The organism is Pauljensenia sp. C0254C2 (assembly GCF_056583835.1).
Genome location: NZ_JBWPJO010000007.1, coordinates 52,044 through 78,892 on the forward strand (window position 1 = coordinate 52,044; position 26,849 = coordinate 78,892).

Annotated in this window: 24 protein-coding genes; 12 read left to right on the forward strand and 12 right to left on the reverse strand. The window is 59.5% G+C overall.

The annotated features are described in order from the left end of the window. Nucleotides 1–58 precede the first annotated feature (58 nt). Nucleotides 59–1,096 (reverse strand): NAD(P)-dependent alcohol dehydrogenase, encoded by a 1,038-nt coding sequence (locus AC1DA5_RS06775; RefSeq protein WP_285015359.1) that lies wholly within the window; start codon nt 1,094–1,096, stop codon nt 59–61. After that, nucleotides 1,096–2,454, reverse strand: a complete 1,359-nt coding sequence (locus AC1DA5_RS06780) for a xylulokinase (RefSeq protein WP_058237617.1) — start codon at nt 2,452–2,454, stop codon at nt 1,096–1,098. Before AC1DA5_RS06780 ends, AC1DA5_RS06775 begins: the two co-directional genes overlap by 1 nt. A gap of 170 nt (nt 2,455–2,624) precedes the next feature. Between AC1DA5_RS06780 and AC1DA5_RS06785 the strand changes: the two genes are divergently transcribed. Then, the gene (locus AC1DA5_RS06785) at nt 2,625–3,911 is read left to right on the forward strand and encodes an ROK family transcriptional regulator (protein ID WP_058237616.1); all 1,287 of its coding nucleotides are present in this window, start codon (nt 2,625–2,627) and stop codon (nt 3,909–3,911) included. Beyond that, nucleotides 3,872–4,567 carry a mismatch-specific DNA-glycosylase gene (locus tag AC1DA5_RS06790; RefSeq protein ID WP_480289662.1) on the forward strand — a complete coding sequence of 232 codons (696 nt, stop codon included), beginning with the start codon at nt 3,872–3,874 and terminating at the stop codon, nt 4,565–4,567. The genes AC1DA5_RS06785 and AC1DA5_RS06790 overlap by 40 nt, the downstream gene beginning before the upstream one ends. A gap of 122 nt (nt 4,568–4,689) precedes the next feature. Here AC1DA5_RS06790 and rbsK read toward each other — a convergent pair whose 3' ends face one another. From rbsK to AC1DA5_RS06810, 4 genes are read right to left on the reverse strand one after another with little or no spacing between them, the layout of a single operon-like run. Then, on the reverse strand, nt 4,690–5,631 hold the full coding sequence (gene rbsK, locus AC1DA5_RS06795; protein WP_070726045.1) for a ribokinase: 942 nt from the start codon (nt 5,629–5,631) through the stop codon (nt 4,690–4,692). A gap of 22 nt (nt 5,632–5,653) precedes the next feature. Further along, a complete protein-coding gene (locus AC1DA5_RS06800) occupies nt 5,654–6,124 on the reverse strand; it encodes a response regulator (protein WP_058237613.1) in 471 nt (156 codons plus the stop codon). Next, on the reverse strand, nt 6,121–8,127 hold the full coding sequence (locus AC1DA5_RS06805; protein ID WP_480289664.1) for an ATP-binding protein: 2,007 nt from the start codon (nt 8,125–8,127) through the stop codon (nt 6,121–6,123). The genes AC1DA5_RS06800 and AC1DA5_RS06805 overlap by 4 nt, the downstream gene beginning before the upstream one ends. Beyond that, on the reverse strand, nt 8,128–9,690 hold the full coding sequence (locus tag AC1DA5_RS06810) for an SLC13 family permease (RefSeq protein WP_480289666.1): 1,563 nt from the start codon (nt 9,688–9,690) through the stop codon (nt 8,128–8,130). 485 nt (nt 9,691–10,175) lie between these two features. Here AC1DA5_RS06810 and AC1DA5_RS06815 point away from each other — a divergent pair, with 485 nt between their 5' ends. The 3 genes from AC1DA5_RS06815 to AC1DA5_RS06825 all read left to right on the forward strand — a co-directional run bounded on the left by AC1DA5_RS06815 (nt 10,176) and on the right by AC1DA5_RS06825 (nt 12,014). Continuing rightward, nucleotides 10,176–10,385: a cold-shock protein gene (locus tag AC1DA5_RS06815; RefSeq protein WP_058237610.1), complete on the forward strand. Its 210-nt coding sequence runs from the start codon at nt 10,176–10,178 to the stop codon at nt 10,383–10,385. Between the two features lie 222 nt (nt 10,386–10,607). Then, nucleotides 10,608–11,450 (forward strand): MBL fold metallo-hydrolase, encoded by an 843-nt coding sequence (locus AC1DA5_RS06820; RefSeq protein ID WP_058237609.1) that lies wholly within the window; start codon nt 10,608–10,610, stop codon nt 11,448–11,450. Nucleotides 11,451–11,789: 339 nt separating this feature from the next. Then, nucleotides 11,790–12,014 carry a hypothetical protein gene (locus tag AC1DA5_RS06825; RefSeq protein ID WP_092648039.1) on the forward strand — a complete coding sequence of 75 codons (225 nt, stop codon included), beginning with the start codon at nt 11,790–11,792 and terminating at the stop codon, nt 12,012–12,014. Nucleotides 12,015–12,266: 252 nt separating this feature from the next. Here the strand turns inward: AC1DA5_RS06825 and AC1DA5_RS06830 are convergent, their stop codons facing one another. Together AC1DA5_RS06830 and xylA are read right to left on the reverse strand one after the other, a co-directional pair. Next, a complete protein-coding gene (locus tag AC1DA5_RS06830) occupies nt 12,267–13,760 on the reverse strand; it encodes a CoA-acylating methylmalonate-semialdehyde dehydrogenase (RefSeq protein ID WP_058237940.1) in 1,494 nt (497 codons plus the stop codon). A 358-nt stretch (nt 13,761–14,118) separates the two neighbouring features. Beyond that, complete coding sequence (gene xylA, locus AC1DA5_RS06835) at nt 14,119–15,465, reverse strand: xylose isomerase (RefSeq protein ID WP_070726050.1); 1,347 nt, start codon at nt 15,463–15,465, stop codon at nt 14,119–14,121. Between the two features lie 231 nt (nt 15,466–15,696). Between xylA and AC1DA5_RS06840 the strand changes: the two genes are divergently transcribed. Further along, the gene (locus AC1DA5_RS06840; protein ID WP_058237606.1) at nt 15,697–16,461 is read left to right on the forward strand and encodes a GntR family transcriptional regulator; all 765 of its coding nucleotides are present in this window, start codon (nt 15,697–15,699) and stop codon (nt 16,459–16,461) included. A 183-nt stretch (nt 16,462–16,644) separates the two neighbouring features. Beyond that, nucleotides 16,645–17,301, forward strand: a complete 657-nt coding sequence (locus AC1DA5_RS06845; protein WP_157886257.1) for a CPBP family intramembrane glutamic endopeptidase — start codon at nt 16,645–16,647, stop codon at nt 17,299–17,301. Here the strand turns inward: AC1DA5_RS06845 and AC1DA5_RS06850 are convergent. Next, nucleotides 17,298–17,519, reverse strand: a complete 222-nt coding sequence (locus AC1DA5_RS06850; RefSeq protein ID WP_058237604.1) for a hypothetical protein — start codon at nt 17,517–17,519, stop codon at nt 17,298–17,300. The genes AC1DA5_RS06845 and AC1DA5_RS06850 overlap by 4 nt on opposite strands. Nucleotides 17,520–17,632: 113 nt before the next feature. After that, the gene (dnaB, locus tag AC1DA5_RS06855) at nt 17,633–18,982 is read right to left on the reverse strand and encodes a replicative DNA helicase (protein ID WP_058237603.1); all 1,350 of its coding nucleotides are present in this window, start codon (nt 18,980–18,982) and stop codon (nt 17,633–17,635) included. A gap of 290 nt (nt 18,983–19,272) precedes the next feature. On the opposite strand from dnaB, the gene AC1DA5_RS06860 reads away from it, so the two are divergent. From AC1DA5_RS06860 to rplI, 5 genes are all read left to right on the forward strand, one after another. After that, the gene (locus AC1DA5_RS06860; protein ID WP_227469238.1) at nt 19,273–20,724 is read left to right on the forward strand and encodes an MATE family efflux transporter; all 1,452 of its coding nucleotides are present in this window, start codon (nt 19,273–19,275) and stop codon (nt 20,722–20,724) included. Between the two features lie 195 nt (nt 20,725–20,919). Next, entirely contained in the window at nt 20,920–21,210 is a 291-nt protein-coding gene (rpsF, locus tag AC1DA5_RS06865; protein WP_058237602.1) for a 30S ribosomal protein S6, read from the forward strand. A 36-nt stretch (nt 21,211–21,246) separates the two neighbouring features. Next, entirely contained in the window at nt 21,247–21,810 is a 564-nt protein-coding gene (locus tag AC1DA5_RS06870; RefSeq protein ID WP_070726052.1) for a single-stranded DNA-binding protein, read from the forward strand. A 116-nt stretch (nt 21,811–21,926) separates the two neighbouring features. Beyond that, entirely contained in the window at nt 21,927–22,169 is a 243-nt protein-coding gene (gene rpsR / locus AC1DA5_RS06875) for a 30S ribosomal protein S18 (protein WP_058237600.1), read from the forward strand. A gap of 23 nt (nt 22,170–22,192) precedes the next feature. Continuing rightward, on the forward strand, nt 22,193–22,651 hold the full coding sequence (gene rplI, locus AC1DA5_RS06880; protein WP_058237599.1) for a 50S ribosomal protein L9: 459 nt from the start codon (nt 22,193–22,195) through the stop codon (nt 22,649–22,651). Nucleotides 22,652–22,847: 196 nt separating this feature from the next. Here the strand turns inward: rplI and AC1DA5_RS06885 are convergent, their stop codons facing one another. After that, nucleotides 22,848–25,196: a transglycosylase domain-containing protein gene (locus tag AC1DA5_RS06885; RefSeq protein WP_480289670.1), complete on the reverse strand. Its 2,349-nt coding sequence runs from the start codon at nt 25,194–25,196 to the stop codon at nt 22,848–22,850. Nucleotides 25,197–25,356: 160 nt separating this feature from the next. Next, nucleotides 25,357–26,826: an NADP-dependent phosphogluconate dehydrogenase gene (gene gndA / locus AC1DA5_RS06890; RefSeq protein ID WP_070726055.1), complete on the reverse strand. Its 1,470-nt coding sequence runs from the start codon at nt 26,824–26,826 to the stop codon at nt 25,357–25,359. Nucleotides 26,827–26,849: the final 23 nt, after the last annotated feature.

Consider the following 26,849-nt stretch of genomic DNA (forward strand, 5'->3'; position numbering starts at 1 on the left):
CTTTTCACTACGCAGTTTCACGCATGAACAGCCCCTCAGCCAGCCCTGCTTCAGGCTCCTAGTGTTGTGCCATCTGTCCGGGATGGACGATCGACTTCAGCGTGGTCGGCGCGGGCTTGTTGATGATGGGCTGGTCAGCTTCGTCGAGGGCGTAGTGATCAGTGCACAGGCGATCCAGGTCGACCGCTCCACTGGCTACCAGGTGGATGGCTGTGGGCCACGTGTTGTTGTAACGGAAAATCCCGGTCACGTTGATTTCGTGCGCGGTGATGAATCCAACCGGCAGTGACATGTCATCGTCACCCATACCAATCAGCACTGCGGTGCCGCCAGACGCCAGACGCATGATGCCGTCCTGCACAGCTGCAGTGACGCCCGTCGCGTCAATGAACGCGTCAAAGTGTTGACCATCTAGTGCCGGGTCACCTGGCTCAACAGCCTGGGTTGCTCCCAGCGACAGTGCCAAATCGCGCCGACCTTCAACAGGATCACTGACGACCACCTCGGCAGCGCCAAATGCCCGCGCAACCTGGATGACGATCGCACCGATCGGACCTGCGCCGGCAACAAAGACGCGGTCACCCACTTTCACGTGGGCTTTGCGGATTCCGGCAATACCCACGCTCAGGGGTTCCATCAAGGCTGCCGCATCCCACGAAATGGAGTCGGGAACCTCGTAGGCGAAATCGGACTGAATCAGGACATATTCGCAAAAGGCTCCGTCAATGGGCGGCGTCGCGTAGAACTCGATATCGGGGCACAGGTTGTATTCTCCGCGCTTGCAGTATTCGCACACTCGGCAGCACCGTTGCGGCTCGATGGAAACGCGCTGGCCAATGCGGGCCGGATCCACGTCATCGCCCACGGCCACAATCTCTCCGGAAGCTTCGTGCCCCAGGATCATCGGCTCGTTCACCACAAAGTCACCGATGCGGCCCTTGTGGTAGTAGTGCACATCCGAGCCGCACACCCCCACCGACTCCACGCGAATCAGCACCTGGTCCGCATCCGGTGTCGGCACCGGTCGTTCCTCCATCTCAATGAGACCCTGGCGAATCAGGACGCTGGCTTTCATGGTCTGTGGAATCTGCGTCATCACTGTGCCTTTCCTGCGCGTTCCATCACGCGCGCTGCTTGACGGGCGGCGCCCAACGCTACGTATTCTCCCGACTTGGGTACCGTAACTGTTGCGCCGAGGAATTCTTCGGCCAGTTCGAGGACGGCGCGCGATTTCGCTCCGCCGCCGACCATGACCACGTGTTCGAGCTTCACATCCAGTGCGCGCACCGCATCCAGAGCGAACTTCATCAAGTTCAGCAGTCCTTCCACCGTTGCGCGCGCCACGTGAGCGCGATCCGAGTTCTTCAGAGTCATGCCCTTCAGCTCAGCCGTAGCATCAGGCAGGTTCGGGGTGCGCTCGCCCTCGAAATAGGGCACTAAAGTCAATCCCGCGGCATCGTCCACACTCAAGGCAAGATTATCAAACTCGTCGTAACCCGCATCGATCACCGCCATCATTGCGTCGATGATGCGCGAGGCATTGAGCGTGCACGCCAATGGCAGCCAGTTTCCCGTAGCGTCGGCAAAACCGGTCACCAGTCCTGAATGGTCAGCAACCGGGTGATCTGACACGGCGGCAACAACTCCGGATGTGCCCAGTGACAGCAGAGCCTGACCGGGTTTGAGGTCGACACCCAGCGCTGACCCCGCATTGTCTCCACACCCTGGTCCCAGCATGATCTCACCCCAGCCTCGCGACTCATCACCACGTCCGGCCACGTCCCATGGTCCGAGGATTTTCGGCAAGATGATGGATCGTGCGACGTCCTTGTCGATGCGCAACGCGTGGGCAAGGATGTCGCGGCGGTAGGTTGGCGTAGCGCGGTCCATGTAACCGGTACCCGACGCATCGGAGCGGTCCGTGCGCAGATCCTCCAGTCGACCGGTTCCCATGATTTTCCACGTCAGCCAGTCGTGCGGCAGGCAAATAGCTGCAATACGGCGCGCGTTCTCAGGTTCGTGGTCTGCCAGCCAGCGCAGCTTCGTCACGGTCAGTGAGGCGACGGGCACTGATCCGGTGGCATCAGCCCACCACGCGGCACCGGCTTCCTCGTCACCCTCGCCGTATTCGGCAATAAGGTCACGAGCAGCGTCGGCTGAACGCGTGTCGTTCCACAGCAGGGCGGGTCGGATGACTTCTCCATCTTTGTCCAGGCACACCATGCCGTGCTGCTGTCCGCCCACGGATAGCGCCACCACGTCCTCCAGGCCACCTGCTGCTTTGACGGCCTCGTTGAACGCGTCCCACCAAGCCTGCGGGTCCACTTCCGTGCCGTCAGGGTGCGTCGCTTTACCTTCCCGCACGACCGTTCCGCGCAGGGCATCCACGATGACAACTTTGCATGATTGGGTCGACGTATCCACGCCCGCAACGTACGGTCCATACATCGTCATGTTCAGCTCCTTGTTCCATGTTGAATAATTTCACGCTGCTTGGAAGAGGCGTGGCGTGCACGAGAACCCCATTGTGTTTCGTTACTAAACAAAATAGCGGGGTGAGCGAGTATAGTCAACCCATAAGGCCACGTCGCGACGCTGACACATAACCAGAATGTGAGAGAACAATGACCCGAGCACATAAGTCCTCATCACGCCTCACCTCTCTGCCGCGCAGTGCCCACACATCCTCACGTGGCAACGGCGGCGTCAAAGCTCAGTCGTTGCGCGCCATGAATCTCGCCCTCGTCTTTCGCTATATCCTGGCCGATCCCGGAGCAGTCACCCGCGCCTCGGTCGCGGCGACAACTGGCATTACGCGAGCAACAGTCTCCCGCCTGGTGGACGAGCTCATCTCGGCTCACCTGGTCACCGAACTCGACCCGTCAACTGATGCTCGACGAGGCAGGCCAGCGGTGCGCCTGACCCCGCGGGAAAGATATGCGACCGCACTGGGATTGGAAGTCAACGTCTCCTACCTGGCTGCACGCATCGTGGACCTGTCAGGGCAGATCGTGGCAGAAGGCGTGCAGGAAGGCGACTTTTCAGACTCAGATCCGCAGCAGACCATGCGCGCTCTGGGGGAGCTCGCTGACCGGGTAAAAGCGCAAGCCGATGCCGCGACAGAAGGCGACACACTGTTTCTTGGAACCGGGTTGGCCGTGCCCGGCATAGTTTCCGCTCAGGCTGTGATCCTCGCTCCCAACCTGGGGTGGCGTGACCTGCCGTTACACACGCTGCTCGCACCGCTGTCCCACCTGGGTGTCGTCACCGTCGCGAACGAGGCCGACCTGGCAGCGTGGGCCGTAGCATGTCCGCAACCTGGTGTCCCATCAGGGCCGCCCTCGTTCGTTTACGTGTCCGGTGAAGTCGGTATTGGCGCAGGCATCATCATTGACCACGCTCTCCTGCCCGGTTCGCACGGATGGGCAGGCGAAATCGGACATATTTCCACCGACCCTGCCGGCCCGACATGCAGATGCGGCGCGACGGGATGCCTGGAAGCCTACATCGGCCAGCGCGCACTGGTAGAGCGCGCAGGTCTGGCACGCGGCGCGACAAATGTCGATGTTGTCGCTGCTGCTCAAGCTGGCAACGCTGCTGCCCGCGTTGCATTGGACGAGGGTGGCGCCGCTCTGGGGCGCACACTGTCTGCCGTCATCAACATGCTCGACATTCCTTTGGTGGTGTTGGGCGGCTCCGTCGCTGACATTGGCTCTGAACTGCGCGAACGGGCACTGCCTGAATTGCGCACACGGGTCCTCCACTCTGCCGGCAGCCCCTCTGAAATCCGCATTGCCGAGCACTCTGCTTCACTTGCCACGATCGGCGCTGCACACCGAGTCCTACAGCACCTCGTCGATGATCCGATGGCGTGGACAGCACGCGTGGAACGGTCGCAGGAAAGTGCCTGACGGCCATAGCGATGAAGTCTTTACGCCGACCGTCGCCTCTGGGTGGACGCAAGCCACACCAGAGTGATCTGGCGTACTTTGCCACCGATGATCCTCTGGCTCTTGACGATGTACTACCTGGTCCGCACTGCGTTGGAGCTGAGCTGAGGCTCCTGATCGTCGGAATCAATCCGGGGTTGTGGACTGCGGCCGTTAATGCACCGTTCGCGCGACCGGGTAACCGCTTTTGGCCCTCTCTCGCTCGAGCGGGCCTGACTGACTATGAGATCGATGCGTCCTGCGGCCTCAGCGCCGAAGATGAGGAACATATTCTGTCACGCGGAATCGGCATCACGAACCTGGTCGGCAGGCCCACTGCACGCGCAGATGAATTGAGCCGCGATGAACTGCGCGAGGGCGCTGCCCACTTGGTGACTCGGGTTGGCGACCTGAATCCACGCGCCGTTGCCATCGCCGGAATTACCGCGTACCGCACGGCGTTCAGGCAACCTCACGCGAAGCTCGGGCAGCAAGATGCTGACACGATTGACAACTGGCCGCGCGGCATATCCCTGTGGGTTGTTCCCCAGCCAAGCGGCCTGAACGCGCACGAAAACATTGACTCGTTGGCCGACAAGTGGCGTCAGGTGTGGGCAGATGCCACTCGGCCCGAGTGACCGGCGGGCTGGGCCGCTCCGGGACACACTTTCTGCGTCGTAGTCCCGTCATAGCCGCTCATCCCCCAACTGAGTGCTGAGGACCGCTCGCGCCTTACTGCGCGCAGACGAGCACTCGCGTCTCACTGCGTGCGTTGGGCACGCCACCGGTCAAATTCGTCGGCTGTGGCATATGAGTACTGGGTGCCGCGTTTGAGCACCGACATTGCCGCATAGCTGTTGGCGTACTCCAGAGCCTCCGGAATTGCATCGCCGTGGACGATCCGGTGCGCAAAGGCTCCGATAAACGCGTCCCCTGCTCCAGTCGTATCCACCGGATCCACACGGAGTGCGTCAATACGCTGACTGACAACGCGCAAGCCACCCTCGTTGGCCCGCGTGAACCACCACGCCCCGCGTGACCCGAGCGTGACGATGACGTGTCGGCAGCCGTGTTCAACGAGGGTGCGCGCCGCAGCCTCAACACCTTCATCACTGTCACATGGCATGCCGGTCAGCAGTGTCAGTTCACTTTCGTTAGGCATGAGGTAGGTGCAGCGCCGCGCCCAGTCAAAGTTGAAATCAGGGCTGGCGGGAGCGGGATTGAGCAGCACGGGTACACCGACCTGTTCGCCAAGCGCAATCGCCACATAGACCGTATCCAGACGGATTTCTAACTGGCAGACGATCAGTGCGCACTGTGCAATCTGCTCGCGGCAGGCCTCCACGTCCTCAGGAGTCAGGTCGTTATTGGCGCCTTTGACAATCAGGATGGAGTTGCGCGAGTGTGGATCGACAAAGATCGGCGCCACACCCGACGTGCCGTGCGCACGCTTGACGTGGTCTGTGTCGATGCCGTTATTGCGGTAGTTTTCTACCGTCATGTCGGCAAAAATGTCATCACCTACGCAGGTCACCATCAGGACACGCGATCCCAGGCGCGCAGCGGCCACCGCCTGATTCGACCCCTTGCCACCGCACCCCAGTTGGAACGAGGGCGCCTCGAGCGTCTCCCCTTCGGTGGGCATGCGATCGATGTAGGTAATGAGGTCGACATTGTTCGACCCGATCACTGCAATATCCATGACGCCTCCTTGTGAGCGGGGACTATCGCATGGCATCCATAATACGAACCGCATCCAGCACGGGCATGTACGGCAACGGGTCAACACCTGATTCAAGGACATAGGTGGTCAGTTGGTCGCGCACCGTTGCCACCAGCTCATCACGTACCCACGGCTTGGCGATGTAATAGTCCAGACTGGCTTCATTCAAGGCGCGGATCGTGTCGCTTTGATCGGCCTGACCGGTCACCAGGACGCGCCGCGTATTGACCGTGGAGGGCTCATCCATCATGTCGATCAGGAAGTCCACGCCGTTCCGTCCGGGAAGACGGTGGTCAGCCAGGACCAGCGCAAGCTCATCGCCGTCTTCGTCAATGCTGCGGATCGCCTGCCATGCATCGTCAACATCTTCGGCAGTCTCCAGTCGCAGCGTGTCCCAGAACTCGTCACAGTCGCGTTCCAGAGCGTCACGCACTTCCGCTTCATCTTCCAGTATGAGAACAGCTAACGTCATGATCTCTCCTTGTGTTCACTGTGGGTAGGGCCGCCCTCGTGGTCGGCAGCTTTCGGCAGACGTATCGTGACCTGTGTGCGTCCGGGCTGAGATACCACGTTGATGGTGCCGCCTGCGTCTGTGATAATCGACCGGCAGATCGACATCCCCATGCCCAGACCGTAACGAACGCGGCCCGATTTGGTGGTGAAATGCGGCTCGAACATTTTTGCCAGCACGCTGGCGGGAATCCCCGGACCGTTATCCACGATGTCGACCACCACATCCGGCCCTGCTGTGCGCGCACTGACCGTGATACTCGGTGGCTCATCTCCGCGCGCCGGCTGGGCGTAGGCATCGGCTTCGTCCTCGTCTTCGAATGCTTCAGCCGCGTTGACCAACACATTCGTCCACACTTGTTCGAGTTTGGCCGGATGACCCACCACGAGCGGCTCGCTCTCGAAATCACGGAGCACCTCGACGTGGCGTAGGCGGTGCGTCGTCAGACGCAATACGTCCTCGATCCCTTCACGCACGTCAACGATGCGCGCATCGGTACCATCAGGCCGCGCGTAGCCCTTCAGGGAATCGGTCAACTGCACCACGCGCCCCGCCGCCACCGTCAGCGAGCGCAGCGAGGATCCGATCTGCGCGCCGGTCTCCACCATCGTCATATACGAGGGAGGCGCTGACGCCGCAACAAGAGGTCGCGCAGTTGCCACATCGTGTACTCCTGCTCGCACCAGGCGGCGAGCGAACTGGCGGCTGACTTTCAGTTCCGACATGAATTCGCTGACCAGTCGGCGTTCATCGGCGGTGGAACGCGGATGTGCGTCGAGCGCGCGGGTCATGGCTTCATGAGCGGCGCGCAGCTTGTCACTGGGGTCATGGTCCGCGTAGGCACTGTCCATCAGCGTTGTGATGTCGTCACGCAAATGGTCGGCAGCCCGGTCCACCGCGGTGATCGGATTGTTCAGTTCGTGCGCGATGCCGGCGCTGAGTTCACCGAGCATGGCGTAACGGGCTCGCTCCACAAGTTCTGCGCGCGTGTGCCGCAGGTCGTCAACCAGGACGCGGTTTTCGATGTGCAGATATTCTGCGCGCACGAGGCGGCGGGCCAGGGATTGAATGGCGAGGGCAGCCAACGTCGCCGCCATCGGAGGATCTTCAGCGATGACCAGCTGGAGTTGTTCATTGGTCAGGCGCACTACCTTGACCGGCGTGGTGGTCGTCGACGTGAAGAATGCGTTTTCGCCGCGCGCCAGGGACACCAACCCTATCAGGGGTCCCGATGTGGCATGGTGCAGCAGAATGTCACCCTGGTCGGAATCGCGGTGCAGGGCAACGTGACCGTCGAGTACCAGGTGCACAGCGCGCACGGGCTGACCCTGCGTGGTCAGATCGGTATGAGGGCCAACCTCCAGGATGGGGCGCGGCCCCAGGACTCGTTCAGCCCCGGCCAGAAGGTCATTCAGTACTTCCCGTTCACTGTGGTCAAGGCCAAAGAGCACAGGGCCTCGCACGGCATTGTCGGGAACAGGGCCGGCGATTCGTTCACGTTCGGCCTCGTTCATTTCATAGCGCAACAGCAGCCGCGTGATCGCACCGTAGCTTTGCGCCACCAGCGTCGGAAGGGTCCACGGCACGGAGATGACAGATGCCAGCAGCCCCGAGGCCAGGGCGCGGCTCATGTCGGTGTGCGTGCGGCTGCGCGTCACCACCACCCATTCATTGTGCTGCGTGCACGGGTATGCCTTCAGTGCCTCGAAGGCGCGGTCAAGAGAGCCGACCTCGCTGGTGACAAATCCCAGGACGAGGCGCGTACGGCTGCGCGCCAGGTATGCGCATTCGGCGTCAATGCCGTCGATGTCGGCCATTGAGCGAACCTCGATATGGCTGAAAGCACCCGTTAAGTCCTCAACCAGTGTCGCGGCAATCCCGTCCGACCCGTCGCCTATCACCAGGATGGCGCAGGCATCTGCGTGCCGCGGATGGAGTGCGGATGGGGTGCCCTCGTCAATCACCTACAGCACCCCCAGTACGCGCCACGTGAGCGGAGCGACGAAGGCGAGCAGAAGGACGCCACTGATGCCGACAACCATGCCGACTTTGACCATTTCGGGGGTGGGTGTCGTGCCTGTCGAATACGCGATGGCGTTGGGTGGGGTGGAGATCGGCAGGCACATTCCCAGCGAGCATCCCAGAGCCAGGACAACCGCGATCTGGCTCGGGGACGTGCTGACCGTTGCTGCCAGCCCCATCCCCATCGGGATGAGTAGGTTGGCGGACGCGGAGTGGGAGATAACGTTCGAGGTCACCCAGCCCACTGCTGCCAGAGTCAGCAAGAGTAACGCCATCGGGATTGCCTGCCAGGAGATTGAGCCGATGAGCCACTCGTCCAGGCCGGTTGCTCCCACTCCCGCTCCCAGGGCGATACCGCCTGCGACCAGCCACAGTACTGGCCAGTCGAGTTTCTTGACGTCGTCGCCGCCCATGACACCCAGGATCATCAGACCGGCGACAGGGATGAAGCCCACTGTGTTGGAGGAAATGTGGTGGAGCGATTCAGTCATCCACAAGCCGATCGTGATCACGGCGACCACGTAGAATATGATGGCTTTCGGGGTGCGCTCGAAGGTTGCGGATGTGTCGACGTCGAACTTGACGTCGGAGGGGATATATCGCCAGACGATGAACAGCCAGGCGATGACCAGTACAACAAGCATGAGCGGAACTGCGGCCAGCATCCAGTCAATGAATGTGACGTGGATGCCGTGGTTTTGAAGGGCGCCCAGAGCGATGGCATTGGGAGGGGTGCCCACAGGTGTTCCCATGCCACCGACATTGGCGGCCACCGGCACCGACAACGCAAGGCCGGTTCTCGCGCGTCCCTTCGGCAAGGCTGTAATCACCGGCATCATGACAGCGAACATGGTGGCGGTGGTGGCGGTGTTCGACATGAACATGCTCATCAGCGCGGTAATCATCATGACCCCCATGACGGTCATGCGCGCATTACGCAGGAAGGGTTTGAGCATGAGAGCGGAGAGCGCTTTATCAACGTTGTATTTGGCGGCTCCGTCGGCGAGCATAAATCCGCCCATGAACAAAATGATGACGGGGTTGGCCAATGAGCCGAAGATGGCGGTTGCGGCGGGCGCTTCTTCCGAGACGCTGAGCACTGCCTGGTTGGAGATCAGGAGTACTTCCATCAAGATGACGCCAACTGCCGTTGCGGCCAGCGGGATAGCTTCGGTGACCCACAGTGCGATGGCTGCAATGAAAATGCCGAACATGCGTGAGCCGCTCGCATCAAGACCGGGCAGCTGGACGAACAGGAATGTCACAAGGGCAGCGGCCGCGATGATGCGGCCGACGAGTTTGCTGCGGGTCAGGGTTGCGGGGCGCCCTGATTCGGGGCGCGGTGAACGCCTCGGGCGTTGCCTGGCGTGTGCCTGTTTTCGTGTGCCACGCGAACGCTTCGACGTCGAAGTTGGCGTGGCTGGGTTGGGCTGGGTGTGGGTGTGAGCCGCGTCAGGATGCGGCGTGTCAGCGTGCGGCATGTCATCGGACGGGGGTCGCGTCATTGCGTCTATACCTCCGCACCTACTTTATGAAGTGGTTCACACACCATGATCCGACGAAAGTCCCATGCCGTCAGAGACAGACGCCAAGCGCCGGGCAGCGGATGGCCGGCAGTGAGTGGGGATGCATGGCCGCGGGTTCTGCTGGACTGAGGCGGGGTGGGGGCTTCGGCTGGCGGGCGGTGGGCGATAGGTACGCGGCAGACTTTCCACACGATGAGGCATCGGAGCTCCTGCATGAGGGTTGCGTCGAGCCCCTCAAGCTGGTACCCCGTCAGATCCTCAAACATGAGTCGCGTCGGAACGCGTCCGTGTCGACTGATACCGAGCTGTGACCTGTGTTGCCTTTTTTCTAGCCCAATGTGCGGTAGCGTTGATGTCGCAGTCGTTATGTTCCGCTTTGCGGTGGGCATGAAACTGTGTCGGTCTCAACCGGGATCGAGGTTTTTCCCCTGCGCAGGGGCTTTTGTAGACAGGACAGCGCTTTCATGACCACTGGTGTCGTTAAATGGTTCAACGCGGACAAAGGCTACGGCTTCATCACTCCCGATGACGGATCTGCTGACGTGTTCGCTCACTACTCACAAATCGAGGCGTCAGGCTTCCGCACTCTCAACGAGGGTGAGAAGGTTGACTTTGAGGTCTCGCAGGGCCCGAAGGGTCTGCAGGCCGAGCACATCAAACGCGTCGAGGAGTAAGGCCGACAGGCCTTCATCTCAAACCTCCACGTCAATCCGGGTGATATTCGGGTTGGCTGGAGGTTTTTGTGTATTTTCGGTTGATGCCGAAACGTTGGCATGAACCGAAGCCTGGGCGCTGAATGGACCAAAAAGTGCGACGATGCTCCACCATGGCGACGCGTCTTCAATTCTCGGAGGGCGTGACCACCCCGCTTATTCGAAAGGTTCGGTGAAATCACCATGGCTGATTTCTTCTCCGCACAACGTGTCACAAACCGTGTGACCGCTATTCGCACATTGACTGGTGAACTCCTCTACCTGGTGGAGGGTGCTACGCGCGCTGCTCTCATCGATTCGTCATTGGGAATACGAGGCCTGCGAGCTTTCGTCGAACGTCTGACGAAAAAGCCGATCGTGACCATCTTGACTCATGGCCATGTCGATCATGCAATGGGCGGTCCAGAGTTTGACAACGTTTACATGAATTCTCTGGAGGTGCCGGTATACGACGAAATGGCAGTCCTGAAAGTTCGCCGTGAATACATCGACTTGTCTGTCGGTGATGCATCACCGCGAATGAACGACTCTGATTTTGTGCCACCTCACCCCTTGAACTTCGAAGATCTCACCGACGGTCAGATCTTCGACTTGGGCGGAATATGCGTGGAAGCCCTTCACTTCCCCGGGCACACTCCCGGCATGACTGCGATTCTTATCCCAGAAGAAAGAATCCTCATCACCGGCGACGCCTGCAACCAGCGCACCTTTCTGTGGGACCACAATTCAACGTCTGTGGAAGAATACCGCGACCGTGTGCTGAGCATGAAAGAGCGCACTGCAGATTCCTACGACCGGCTTTTCATTTCCCATATGACCATGGACATGCCGTTAAGCCTGTTCGATGAAGCCATCGAGTTGTGTGACCAGGTGCTGAACAAGGATGTTGATGACGTGCCCTTCGAGTTCATGGGCTCCAGCGCTCTGATTGCCAAGCGTTTCGACGAAAGCCAAGCCCGACTGGATGGAAAATCCTTCAATCTCGTCTACTCCAAAGATCGGATGTGGCGTCAGCAAATCAAGTGACGTTGTCAGTAGTCTGAACGCTTCACGACAGAGGTATCCCTGCACTGCGACGCAGGAACCTTTCCAGTATGTGTACGCCATTTAGCAAGAATCAGTCTCGTCAGCATCAGCTACGCCAACGGGGACTCGATCTACCACACGCTACCACGTGGCCCTGTGAGCACGCGTTCATTACTGTGATCAACTCAACCAGCATCGGTGCTGATAACGGGAGATAATGGAAGTGCATTGATCCACGGGGAAGAATCTGCCCCACCGGATTGAACACAATGCCGTGCGGGTGCACGGTGTGTGTCATCGGGTCTCCTGCATGGCCGACGAAGATAAACAGGAGAGACCATGACATCAACTCAATCGTATGCAATTGCACAGCCTGCCCTGACGCTTCAGCTGTCAGCACCGGCTCAGCATCGCATCTTTGTTGTTGCTCTTGTGATCAGCTTGGTCGCCCTCGTTGCCGGAATTGCCGCCGCTTCACCAGTTATCACACTGATTGCCGGACTGTGCACTCTGGCTCTGGGAGTACACGCACTGTTCACGCGTGTTCTTGATACCCAGGACTGACTGATCCCGATCGCGTCCAGCTGACGCGGCTTCACCTAGGCGATACCTTTCGGTATCGCCTTTTGCTTTGCTCGGGTGAGCATGCAGCATTCCAATAAGGGTGCGATGCCAGGTTGCGACCAGGTCCTGCGACCATGTGCCATCCACCGCGATGAGACATAGCGAGGACGGCCATACGCAACACCACATCTAGCAGTGCCGCGCACAGCCGCCCTCGTCAATGAAAAAGATCAGCGCACGGGAAGACCGGCGTCACTCTTCACGCTGGAACGACATCGTCGCCTCATAGGTCTTCTCACTGGGCCAGCGAGACGTGATCGCCTTGGCGCGCGTGTAGAAACGGACACCTTCCGGACCGTGGATGTGGGTATCGCCCAGCAGCGAATCCTTCCACCCACCGAAGGAGTAGTACGCAACAGGTGTCGGGATCGGGACGTTCACGCCCACCATGCCGGCCTCAACATCGAGTGTGAAGCGACGTGCGACGCCGCCGTCGTTAGTGAAGATTGCTGAACCGTTGCCGAAGGGGCTGGAGTTCACGATCTTCATCGCTTCCTCGTAGGTGTCGGCATGGACGATTGCCAGGACAGGTCCAAAAACTTCCTCGGTGTACACCGGCGCATCCAGCGGAACATCATCGATAATGGTCGGTCCCACGAAGTGACCACCCTCGTACCCCTCGATGACCAGGTCACGGCCATCGCGCACGATTGTGGCGCCGCGCTTTTCCGCATCGTCGATCAGGCCAACGATGCGTTCCTTTGCCTTGGCGGAGATGACCGGGCCCATTTCGACGCCCTCATCCATGCCGTAGCCAACCTTGATTGCATCGGCGTGCTTCTTGACCATCTCGGCCAGTTTCGGGCCGATTCCACCGACGGCGACAACAACCGGCAGCGCCATGCAGCGTTCGCCGGCCGCACCGAAGGCTGAGGCGGAGATGTGCTGTGCAGCGAAGTCCAGATCTGCGTCGGGCATCACGATCGCGTGGTTGTTGGCGCCGCCCAGTGCCTGGACGCGCTTGCCGTGGGTCACACCGGTGTCCTGCACGATGTGTGCCACCGGGGTTGATCCAACGAATGAGATCGCGTTGATTCCGGGGTGCTTGAGGATTGACTGCACCATGTCGCGGTTGCCGGACACGACGTTGAACACGCCGTCAGGCAGGCCCGCCTCCTTGTAGAGGCGTGCGGTCAGCAGTGCTGCCGACGGAGTCGGCGAGGCGGGCTTCAAGATGAAGGCGTTGCCTGTAGCGATCGCCAGCGGGTGCATCCACATGGGAACCATCGCCGGGAAGTTGAAGGGGCAGATGCCTGCTACTACGCCCACAGGCTGACGGGTGGTGAAGATGTCCACGCCGGTTGATACGTTGACGGAATGCTCACCCTTGAGTGCGACGTTGATGGCGGTGGCAAAGTCGAGGGTTTCGCGTCCACGCTGAATTTCACCGATTGCGTCGGAGTAGTTCTTGCCGTGCTCTTCAACGATCAGCTTGGCCATTTCATCCTGGTGATCCAGGACGAGTTGACGCATCTTGAACATGATCGCGGTGCGCTTGGCGAGTGACGTTGCTGCCCACTCTTTTTGCGCCTCGGTTGCAACCTCAACTGCGTGGTTGAGGTCGTCATCACTTGCCAGGAGCAGCTGGCTGACCACCTCACCGGTGCCTGGATTTTCGACATCGAGAGTCTTGACCGGCGTGCCTTCGTATTCGGCACCACCAATCCAGTGCTTAATTGTATTCACCTGTGACAGCTCCTTCGTCATTGTCATCGTTCGCGACCACTGTCATGGCCACACTTCCCGCGCCCGTGCCACCTCGTATTCCCTTGTTTCGATGAGGACGAGGGTGGCCTGCGCACTCACCACCTAGTATAACCACGCAGTCACACTTTGTCAGTACAAATTATGGGAGGATGTGTGATTGCCGTTCTGCCTCATCACACACTCTTGACTGTGCCATCGCTGCGACGCAGCAGGCTCGCGAACTCATTTGGCATACCAAACAGCCCACGAACCATTTAATCAAGTTCATGGGCCGTCTGGTATGCACGTTGGCTCGGTTTGTCGACCTCACCCGGCGTGCCACCGGAGCGATGCCGGATCAGGCCTGCGCGAGCGCGTCGATGATGTAGTTGTTGATGGTGGCCTTGACGCATTCGAGGTGGTCAGAGCGCACCGCCTTTATCAGGTCAGCCTGCGGCACATCGAAGGCATACTCTTCCAGGCTGGCAAGGGTTGCCGACCCGTCCTCAACTGTCGCACCGATTCCAGAATCGAATGACCCGTATCGGGTGGAGACCAGTTCTTCAATGAATCGATCCTCGTGCATCTTGGCGGCGACCAGCAGGCCTGCGGCATACGTATCCATGCCGACGATGTGGCCCAGGTACAGGTCTTCGGCGGTGAACGAGGTACGTCGCGGCTTGGCATCAAAGTTCAGTCCACCGCGCGGCCCGATCTGCCCCTCGTCGACGATTTCCCACATCACTGCAGTGGTTTCGTACAGGTCAGATGGGAATTCATCGATGTCCCAGCCAATGAGCTTGTCACCTTGGTTGGCATCGAGCGAGCCGAGCATTCCGGCGGCACGCGCCACGCGGATCTCGTGCTGGTAGGTGTGTCCGGCCAGGTTCGCGTGGTTACCTTCCAGATTGAGCTTGAAGTGATCGGCCAGGTCGTAGGTCTGCAGGAATGCGATCGACGTGGCAGCATCGAAATCGTACTGGTGCGTCGTCGGTTCCTTGGGCTTGGGTTCGATGAGGAACTGTGCGTCCAGGCCGATCTCCTTGGCGTAGTCCACGCACATGTGGAAGAAGCGGGCGATGTGATCCTGTTCGCGCTTGAGATCGGTGTTCCACAGATTCTCGTATCCTTCGCGCCCGCCCCAGAAGACGTAATTTTCCGCGCCCAGTCGCTTCGCGATTTCCAGAGAGTGCTTGAGCTGGCCGGCTGAGTACGCATAGATGTCCGCGAACGGCGAGGTGGCAGCGCCGGACAGGAACCGCGGGTTAGTGAACAGGCTCGAGGTATTCCACAGCAGTTTCATGCCGGTGTCGCGCTGGAGCTGTTCGATCCGGTCGACGACCTTATCCAGGTTTTTGTTGCTCTCACGCAGGGTGTCACCCTCGGGAGCGAGGTCGCGATCGTGGAAGCAGAAGTACTGCACACCGAGCTTGGTGTAGAAGTCGAATGCGTAGTCCACTTTTGCCAGTGCCAGTTCCATCGGATCGGTATAGCGGTCGAAGGGACGCTGAGCGGTTCCATCTCCGAACGGGTCAACCAAGCGCTGGTTGAATGTGTGCCAGTATGCCACGCCAAAGCGCAGCCATTCTGCCATTGTCTTTCCGGCAACGACGCGGTCTGGCTGGTAGTACCTGAATCCCATGCCCGCTTTCGGATCGTCGGTCCCGACGAAGGGGATAGGACCGTTTGACCACAATTCACTCATAGTAAAGACACCTCCATGTGCACGTACGCAGCTCTGTCGCCACATCACTTCAATTTGTTAATCACTAAAACAATATAGAGCATGAAGGCCTCTGTCAAGGCGGACACCATCGGCTTTCCGCGCTCCGCACCGACCAACCTCGCATGTCATAACAAATATTCGTTTGTCCTCAGGTGATACGATTCGCTCAATGACATGAACCCATCATGAGACGATCTGAAGGAACCCACAATGGCCAGTGACCAAGGAAATCTCGACGAACCCTTTGAGCTGTCAATCGATCTGGACCGTACCAGTTCAACGCCCCTGTACACCCAGATCGCCGAACCTCTCGAACATCTCATCTCCACCGGCACCCTCCTACCCGGCAGACTGATCGAAGATGAAATCTCCATGGCATGCCGCCTGTCCGTTTCCCGCCCCACCGCGCGCCGCGCACTCCAGGAACTCGTCTCCCGTGGCCTAGTGACCCGCCGGCGTGGCGTCGGCACACGCGTCACCCCCAAACACGTCCGCCGCCCCCTCGCCCTGACCTCCCTCAACGACGACCTGACAAAAGCCGGCTTCACCCCACGCACCGAAGTGCTGCGCTATGAAGTTCTCCTGGCCGACGAGGATGACGCCGCCAAACTCGGATGCACCGTCGACGAGGAAATTGTTCGCGTCACCCGCCGCCGCTGGATCGACAACAAGCCACTGGCGATCATGACGAATCTGCTGCCGGCTCGCTACGCCCCCTCATTCACAGATCTGGCGCACCAGGGCTTGTATTCATGCATCCGCGAGCGCGGCATCGAGCTGCTGTCCGCCACCCAGTCTGTCGGTGCCCGAAACGCCAGCGAGGTCGAAGCGGATCTGTTACACATAGGAACTGGAAGCTCGCTTTTGACAATGGAGCGCACGGCATATGACGGTGCGGGCGCAGCAGTTGAATACGGCCTTCACTACTACGATGCCCAGCGCTACTCCTTCAAGTTCACACTCTCATCGGAATAAACAGGCGCCGAAGAGCCCGGCCCGCTCGACGCTGCACGTGAAAGGAGCAGGGCCGTGCGCGATAATCCGTGGCGCCGTCTTGTGACATATCTACTCACGACATTCGCGATCACATGGATCTGTTGGGGCGCGACAGCACTCTTGGTCCACTTCACATCACTTCGCGCCACCGACATTCCCGCTATGGCGTTGTTTGTTCTGGGTGGATTCGGCCCGACCATCGCCGCTTGCGTGTGCCTGCCGGGTGGTTTTTCGTGGAAAAATCTCGCGCATTTTCTGACCCGTCGTGCCCCGCACGCTGCGCTTTATTTTCTCCTGTGCGCTTTGCTTGAGGTCGCCGCATTCTGGCTGTCATCACACGGATGGAGTGCACCCGCCGACTCGGCAGGCACCTCATTGATCGCCATCGTGTCCATCTTCTTGGTCGTGACGCTGGTGGCCGGCGGCAATGAAGAATGGGGCTGGCGTGGAATCATGCAGCCTCTGCTCGCGCGCCGCTTTCACAATTTCATAGCGCCAGACCTAGTAGCGGCCCTCGTTGTAGGGGCGGTATGGGCATGCTGGCATATCCCCCTGTGGTGGATCGACGGCAACCCGCATCAGGGATCCTCATTTGCGGCATTCGCACTGACCTCTTTCGCGCTCAGTGCGTGGTTGGGACTGTTGGTCGCCTTCACCAGATCAGTCCTGTGGTGCATGGTGTTCCACGGGATGGCCAATACGCTCATGACTGTGTTCCCACCGGCTGACGACATGCGCCATCACCTCGTCATTGCCGTCTGGTTCCTGCTTGCTATTCCCGCGTATTACGTGTTCCAGCGGGTGGCCCGTACCCCTTAGTTTCCTCCGGCCAGCATTGTGGTTCGAGGGCGAGCGCCCCGCATGCGCATATGCATACGCACTTCCTCAACGTCAATCATCGTCGTGTCGGTGTGACTACGGGCGGCAATATGGCGCGCATTCGTGCATTGAACATGGCGACGATCAGTCTGGTCGAATGACCGCAGCGTCGGGGTCATAGGTGTGGTGCCACGAAAAGTGTCGCGGAGTGTGCTCATCAGGTTTCACTCTCCTTCCTTGCCTTCTACCGTGCAACACTCAGCGCCGCTTGGCTACCCTCCAAACCGAAGGCAAGGGGAGATTCAGGGTAAACCCTGATGAAGTGAAGGGGTTATGCGCCCGGTTCTTCACGTCCCGTGAAGTTCGCAAAACGTGCCATATGACCCTGGAAGAGTGCGCGAATCGTCGCAGTTTCACCGTTACGGTGCTTGGCGACGATGATGTCGGCTTCACCGGGGCGTTCCTCGGAGTTGTAGTACTCCGGGCGGTGCAGCAACATGATGACGTCGGCGTCCTGCTCCAACGACCCGGATTCACGCAGGTCAGCCATCATCGGTTTCTTATCTGTTCGCTGCTCGGGCCCACGGTTCAGCTGTGCGACAGCCACGACCGGAACTTCAATATCTTTGGCGAGCAGCTTCAGCTGGCGAGACAGCGTGGACACTTCCTGCTGACGCGATTCCATCTCGCGTCCAGCTGTCATCAACTGCAGGTAGTCCACCACAACGAGGCCCAGGTTGTGCTGCTGTTTCAGTCTGCGGCACTTGGCCAGAATCTCCGTCATCGCCATGTTGGGCGAGTCGTCAATAAAGAGCGGAGCTTCGGACACTTTCGCCGTGGTGGCAGACACGCGCCTCCAGTCTTCACTGGTCATCTCACCTGCGCGCATCTTCTGCAAGAAGACGCCGGATTCTGCCGACAGCAGGCGCATGGCAATTTCGGAGCGCGACATTTCCAGTGAGAAGATCACCGATGTGACACCGTGGCGGATCGATGCCGAGCGGCAAAAGTCCAGTGCAAGTGTCGATTTACCCATTGCCGGTCGAGCGGCGACAATAATCATCTGACCGGGGTGGAGACCCTGGGTGAGTCGGTCCAGATCAGCAAACCCGGTGGGCACGCCCTTGAGCTTGTCCTTGTTGCGTTCAATTTCCTCAAGTTCGTCAAGGATGGACTCCGACACGTCCGACATCGACAGGTAATCCGTGCTCGCCTGACGTTCTGAAACAGCGTAGATTTCCGCCTGCGCCTGATTGACGATTTCATCGACGTCGCCGCCGGCATCAGCGTAGCCGAGCTGCACAATGCGTGTACCGGCACTGACGAGGCGTCGCAGCAACGATCGCTCGCGCACGATTCGCGCATAATATCCGGCGTTCGCCGCTGTGGGGACGGCTGCAATCAGGGTGTGCAGATATGTGGCGCCTCCGACGCGCTGCAGCTCGCCGCGACGCTGTAATTCGCCGGCCACGGTGACGGCGTCGGCCGGTTCGCCTCGACCGGAAAGATCCACGATGACGTTGTGGATAGTTTCGTGAGCAGGCTTGTAATAGTCCGAGCCGCGAATCTCTTCCGTGACGTCGTTGATGGCTTCTTTCGACAGCATCATCGAGCCCAGCACAGAAATCTCCGCATCCAGATCCTGCGGTGGAACCCGGTCAAAATCTGAATCTGACGCCATCGGCCTGCCAATCCTTCCATTGCCTGCGCCCGCTCGTGCGCGCATACGCGAGGTTATCCTCTTTTTCCGCCTCACGCGAAGCTCTCAAGGATCACTTGATGTGGATAACGTGTGGATAGACTGTGGACAACTCGGCAGGTCGTCCACAGTACATGTGGATAAAGTTGGGACGGGGATCTGATCCCCACCACCATGCAAATCGCTCAAGAGGCGTTTTCATGCGGAACATCACCACCAGGTTGTCCACAGATCTATGCACAATGTGTGGACAACAAATAGGAGCGTAATCAGTGGATGAACAGAAGATGAATTCTTGCGACCCTCAAGATGAACATAAAGGTACGGTTTCATCCACGTCACACTCCTCTCACAGCGCCCCCACCACCCCCTCAGGGTCACTGACCCGTCAGATTCTGTCCCTCGCAATCCCGGCACTGGGAGCACTCGTCGCAGCACCCATCTTCACCCTCATCGACACCGCGATGGTGGGCCACCTTGGCACTGAAGAGCTGGCCGGCCTGGCCACCGCCACCACCATCGTCCAAACCATCGTCGGACTGTTCGTCTTTCTGGCCTATTCCACAACCGCGCTCGCTGCACAGGCACTCGGGGCCGGTGACAGCGTGCGCGCCATTCGCTCCGGTATTGAAGCAATGTGGCTGGCAGCCGGATGCGGCATTGTCACCGCATGCGGCTTGATCCTGGGCGGTCGGGCGCTCGTGGAAACCCTGGGCAATTCACCTGACGTCATGCCGCACGCGCTCGCCTACCTGCACACGGCCTCTCCCGGCCTGGTCGGAATGTTCGTTGTCCTGGCGGCCACAGGCACACTGCGCGGCCTGCTCGATACGACCACGCCGCTGTATGTTGCCGCCGGAGGTGCAGCACTCAACGTCGCCCTCAACGCGCTGTTCATCTACGGGCTGGACATGGGAATCGCCGGGTCGGGACTGGGAACCGCGCTGGCTCAGACACTGATGGCTGTCGTCCTTGTCGCCGTCATCTTGTCCAAAGCGCGAGGCCGGCACGTGTCCTTGCGGCCATCAGGAGCGGGAATCTGGAATGCGGCTCTGGACGGCGCTCCCCTGTTCGTGCGCACCGTCGCCATGAGGATCGCCACCATCGCCACCCTCATGGTTGCCACCTCCATTTCCGTCACCGCCTTGGCGGCACACCAGGTGGTCAACGCCGTGTGGATGTTCACCGCGCTGGCACTGGATGCGCTGGCCATCGCCGCGCAGGCATTGGTGGGCTTCGATCTGGGTGCCGGACGCCGCGAGCACCTGCGCACCCTGCTGCGCAAACTCACCGTGTGGGGCGCAGCTGTCGGCCTGATTCTCGCGGTACTCATCGCTGCTTCCAGCCCGTTTTTGCCTCACTTCTTCGGCTCTGACCCATCGATGCACCACATTGCGACATGGGCGCTGATTGCCAGCGCCTGCGCCATGCCGTTGGGAGGGGTCGTGTTTTTGCTTGACGGCGTCCTGATCGGCGCGGGGCACGGCAAGACCTTGGCCTTTGGCGGTGTCTTCATGATGGTGGTCTACCTTCCGTGTCTGTGGACACTGGAGCGATGGATGGCTGCCCAGCGCATTGATGACGCACTGAGCCCAGCGGATCAAGGTATAGCAATGGTGGCGCTGTGGCTGATCTTCGGTTACGTGTTCCTGGGGGTGCGCGGCCTCGTGAACGCGTGGCGCACCTGGTGGTCACCGCGCCGCGCTATTGCCGACCTGCACTGAACATGAGCCTCCTTGCCGGCCGTTGGATGTGGCGAACTCGACCGCACAGATTCACTCCGCGGGGTAGCTAAGAGAGCCTCGAAGCGACTAAAATAGACACTCGGACCGTGTTCTGCATAAGGGACACTGTCCACGCATTACCCTCCTGTCACGGAAAGTCCGTGACCGCTAAGACCATAGGAGGTGGGTACACACGTGCGTACATATGAACTGATGGTGATCCTCGATCCAACGATCGACGAGCGCACCGTCGTCCCCATGATGGAAAAGTTCCTGGCCCCTGTGAAAGCCAGCGACGGCTCCGTCGAAAAGGTGGACGTCTGGGGCAAGCGTCGTCTTGCCTACGACATTTTGAAGCAATCTGAAGGCATCTATGTTGTCATTAACATGACAGCAACGCCTGAGGCTGCACAGGAAGCAACACGTCTGATGGGCTTGAATGAGTCCATCCTGCGCCACAAACTGATGCGCCCTGACGCACGCTGAATTAAGAGCGTTTGACCACCCACCAAAGGAGTTGACATGGCTGGAGAACCTGTCGTCACAATCGTCGGAAACCTGACCAGAGATCCCGAATTGCGTTTCACGTCATCGGGAGTAGCCGTTGCCGACTTCTCGGTGGCAATGACCCCACGCTCGTTCGACCGCAGTGCGAACGAATGGCGCGACGGAGACACACAGTTCTACCGTTGCTCCGTCTGGCGCGACGCGGCTGAGAACGTGGCCGAAACCCTGCGCAAAGGCATGCGCGTCATCGTCCAGGGTCGCCTGACTTTGCGGTCCTATGAAACGCGCGATGGCCAGCAGCGCAGTGAATTGTCCCTGCAGGTTGACGAGGTCGGCCCATCCTTGCGTTACGCAAAGGCTGAAGTGACCCGCATTCCTCGAGGCGATTCCGGCCAGGGCGGATACTCCCAGGGTGGATACCAGAGCCAGTCAGGCGCTGGCGCGCAAGGTGGTTCCGGCAGCTACCAGGGTGGATATGGTCAGCAACAAGGCAGCTACAATGCGCCCGCCGGAGGGTCCACTTCCGATCCGTGGCGCACCGAGGGAGCGTCCTCTTTCGGTGAAGAGCCGCCTTTCTAAATTCAATTGACGAGGGCGACGCTGATCTGACGCAACGCGCTTTCGCAATGCATTCTTATCGCTTCATTTTTCGTATGGGGTAATCACAGCGATTACCTGGATCCAAGGAGAACACTATGGCGAAGCCTCAACTTCGCAATAAGCCCATTAAGAAGAAGGCCAACCCGCTGAAGTCGGCCAAGATCGAATCCATTGACTACAAGGACACTGCTTTGCTGCGTAAGTTCATCTCGGACCGCGGCAAGATCCGTGCCCGCCGTGTCACTGGCGTATCCGTACAGGAACAGCGCCGCATCGCCAAGGCCGTCAAGAACGCCCGCGAGATGGCTCTGCTGCCGTACTCTTCGTCCGGTCGCTGAGATTCATAGGGAGGCTTTTTCTGATGGCAACAACGAAACTCATTTTGACCCACGATGTCGACAAGCTCGGTTCAGCCGGTGACGTTGTCGAGGTGAGAAGCGGTTACGCTCGCAACTACCTGGTTCCTCGCGGCCTTGCCACTGCATGGTCCAAGGGTGCTCAGCGCCAGATTGACGACATGGCTCGTGCTCGCCGCAAGCGCGAAATCGCGTCCGTCGACGATGCCCGCGTCGTGCGCGATCAGCTCCAGGAAGTCAAGTTCGTGACTGTTTCCGGCAAGACCGGTTCCAACGATCGACTCTTTGGCGCCGTTTCAAGTGCCGACATCGCTCAGGCCGTTCAGGATCAGATCGGCCAGACGATTGATCGCCGCAAGATCGTTATCCCTGCTCCGATCAAGACGCTGGGAGACTACACCGTCAAGGTCAACCTGCACTCTGAGGTGTCTGCAAACCTGCATGTCCGCGTCATCGCTGAGTGACAGTGACACACCACCGAGTGTGATCCCGGCGTTCCGATGAGTACTCCGTTTCTGTAAGGAGGCTCCGGGACGCCGGGCACATTCATACCGGGCCGCACCCGCGCAGTGGATTTTTTCCACACTGTGGGTGCGGCTCGATTTTCATGCAGTCGGATAGCCAACCGGCTAGGCCCACGTGCCCACCAGCGCCAGACGCCTAGGAGGATTGAGAGCCGCCCGTATCGTGGTCGTCATCGTGACCCTGACCAGGCTGGCTGGGCTGAGTCGGTTCAGCTGGTTCGGGTTGTGTGGGCTGAGTCGGTTCAGCTGGTTCGGGTTGTGTGGGCTGAGTCGGCTGGGTGGGCTGGACCGACTGAGGTTGTGTCGGCGTTGGTGGAGTGTTCTGTTGAACTGGGTTCGGTTCGGTGTACCACGAGTAGTCACCGTTAGGCAGGTCAGCAGTTGCAGCCTCCATGAATTTCACCCACACGTCAGCTGGCCAGTCGCCTCCGTGGAACTGATACAGGCCGCCGATGTTATCCAGCGAAACCGGGTTGCCGGCCTCGTCGGACTGATACATCGAGACACTGGCGACAAGGCCCGGAACCATTCCAACAAACTGTGCGGACTTCTGATCATCTGACGTACCAGACTTACCGGCCGCTTCACGTCCCAGAACTGCCGCCTTCTCACCGGTGCCACCCGGCTCCATCACTGCCTTGAGCGCCGGCATAATCGCGCTGACCGTCTCTGCATCAAAGACCTTTTCCGACTCAAGCTGCGCGCTGTAGACCTTGTTGCCAACAGAGTCACGCACCTCTCGCAGGATATGCGGGTTCATCCGTGTCCCGCCGTTGGCGATAGTGGCATACGCATGGGTGAGGTCAATGTTGTGCGTTGATGCCACACCCAACGTGTTGAGCAGCGTCGCATCGAGCCCGTTCGTGTCTTCAGGGATTCCCAGCTTCACGGCTGTGTCCACTGTCGCCTGCGGACCGACTTTCTCATTCAACGTCACAAAAGCCGTGTTGATTGAATAGGACGTTGCCTTAATCAACGACACATTACCCCACGAGGTGTTCCCCACGTTCGACACTGGTTCAGCCAGGCCGTCAAATGAGCGCGGTGAACTGCCATCAACCTGATCGTAGACACTGCCGCCCTGATCGGCATACGCCAGCAAGGTAAACGGCTTGAAGGTTGAACCGGCCTGTGCAATGTCATCAGTGACCGCATTACGTTGAACTTTTTGATAGTCACTGCCCGCAAACTCAGCGACGATCTCCCCCGTTGCAGGGTCAATGGCAGACAGCGCCACGTGCATGGAATCAGGGTTCCATCCCTCGACCTCGTTCATCATCTGGGCCGCATTGATTGCGGCTTCCTGACGAGCCTTGTCGATAGTGGTGATGATCGACAGGCCACCCGAATCGATCTGCTCATCAGTGAACGCACCTGTCTCGGCCAGCTCGCGACGCACCTGCTGCAGGAGGTAGCCGGTCGTCCCGGTCATTGACGAGGTCGTCTCCTGGAAATCAATGGTCTGCGGGAATTGCTGCTGATCTGCTTCCGCCTGGTCGATCCACCCGTCCTGCACCATCAGTGAGATGACTCGTTCCCACCGTGAGTGCGCCATATCAGGATCTTCTGCAGGATCCCACGCCGATGGTGCCGGGATGATCCCTGCCAGCAGCGCGGATTCTGACAGGGTCAGTTCTGATGCCGGATGTCCGAAAAAGACTTTCGAGGCTTCTTCGATGCCGTAGGCTCCCCGGCCGAAATAGATAGTATTGAGGTAGTTGCCCAGCACTTCGTCCTTGGTTTGCTCACGGTTGATCTTCACCGCCAGGACCGCTTCCTTGACCTTGCCTTTCAGCGAAGTAGTCTCACCCATGTAGTAGCGCTCCACGTACTGCTGGGTGAGCGTGGAGCCACCTTGTCGCGGCAGTCCTCTCAGATTATTGACGAGGGCACGCGCAATGCCTTTCAGATCTATTCCGGAGTTGGAATAGAAAGTGCGGTCTTCGGAGGCAACAACGGCCTGCCCCACATAGTCCGGCAATGTGGACGTGTCGATAATGGAGCGATTGATCTCAGAGAACTTCCCCATCTCGGAGGTGCCGTCCGCGTAATACACGGTGCTGGTCTGAGCCAAGGCCACCTGGTCGGCCTTGGGAATATCCAACGTGGCGTACAGGAACAGGAAGGATGCCAGTCCGGCAATAATGACGCCGAGGACGCTGAACACGAAGGCAAGGCCGATGCGTTTACCCCATGACCGCCTTTTGCGCCCATTCGCTGTGCGTCCACTGGTCTTGCGTGAGTTCGACCGGCTGGTTTCGCCTTTCCGTCCACCGGCATTGCCTGCCGCAGCGGAGCCAGCCTGCCTGGAAGTCCCGGGCGACGAGTTGGAAGCGGATGACCGACGGGTTCCTTCATGTCGCGCTGCGCGCTTGGGGAATGCCGGATCGGGACGCATCGCCCCTCGCGATGTGCCGTGCGATGAGCGGGACGAGTGACGCCCGTTCTTGGCCTCATCCGGATTCATCCTGCCGTTTTTCGACACGCGTTCACCTTTCGTTACAGGCACCGTCTCTATGAGCCTTGCCCTTCAGCGTAAGCATGTCGACGGTGATCGCGCCATGAACCGCGCCACTATTCCCCTCGTTTCACATGGAAATCCCAGCTTTTCCATGAAGGGAATCACACCTGGGTATGGTCCGAGCCTAGTCCCACTGTTCTTCGGGCTTGCCCTCGTCAGCCCACCGCGTGTGGAATGTTCCCTCGCGATCGACGCGCCGGTAGGTGTGCGCGCCGAAGAAATCACGCTGACCCTGAATCAGTGCTGCCGGCAGTCGGTCGGCACGCACCGTGTCGAAGTAGGCCAGGCACGACGAGAACACGGGGGTAGGAATGCCGTGCGTCGCTGCCAATGCCACAATCTTGCGCAGTGACGGGATGCATTCCTCGATCCGGGAGGCGAAGGGTTCGGCTGCCATGAGCAGAGGCAGATCGGGATCCTCGTCGTATGCCTGCCCAATGTCGGACAGGAACGTGGCACGAATGATGCATCCTGCGCGCCAGATCCGCGCCACAGAGGCCTTGTCAATCGTCCAGTTGTAGGCGTATGCCCCCTGAGCGATCTCATCGAATCCCTGTGAGTAGGCGATGATCTTGGAGGCGAACAGGGCGCGTCGTACGTCCTCAACAAAGGAGTCATGATCGGCCTGTTCTACCTTCAGTTCCTGGGCGTGGCCCTCCATGTGTTGTGCGGCTTCACGCTGCGTGGTCTGCGAGGATGCGCCGCGCGCAAAGGTTGCTTCAGCAATGGCGGTGACGGGAACTGCCAGGTCCAGCGCTGTTTGCACGGTCCACTTGCCGGTGCCCTTCTGCGATGCCTGGTCCACGATCATATCCACCAGCGGCTCACCTGTGCTTGCATCCTTGTGGCGCAGCACCTGCGCCGTGATCTCGATGAGGTACGAATTCAGCTCGCCCGCATTCCATTCGTCGAAAATGTCCGCCAGTTCGCACGGTGTAGCACCCATGCCGCGGCGCAGCACGTCGTAGGCCTCCGCGATGACCTGCATATCTGCGTATTCGATGCCGTTGTGTACCATCTTGACGAAGTGACCCGCGCCATCAGCACCCACGTGCGTACAGCACGGCTCGCCGTCCACATGGGCGGAAATCGTTTCAAACATCGGGCCAAGGCGCTTGTAGGACTCTTCGGTTCCACCCGGCATGATGGACGGCCCCCACAGAGCACCTTCCTCACCGCCTGAAACGCCAGCACCGACAAAGTGCATCCCACGCTCACGCACCCACTTTTCACGGCGAATCGTGTCAGTGAACAGGGAGTTTCCACAGTCCACGATAATGTCACCCTCGTCCATGTGGTCCGCAAGCTGTTCGATGACCCAGTCAGTGGCCTCACCTGCCTGCACCATAATGATGGCCACGCGCGGCTTTTCGAGCGATTTCACGAAGTCTTCGGTGGTTTCCGAGGGAATGAAGATGCCCTCGGATCCGTCGCCATGTTGGTCCATGAGGCGCAGCGTGCGACCGGGTGAACGATTCGTCACCGCAGTGCGATACCCGTTGCGTGCGAGGTTACGCGCAAGATTCGACCCCATCACGCCCATTCCATACACGCCAATATCAGCACTTGCCGTTTCAGGTGAAGTAATCGTCATCGTGAGCTTCTTTCATCCTTTGT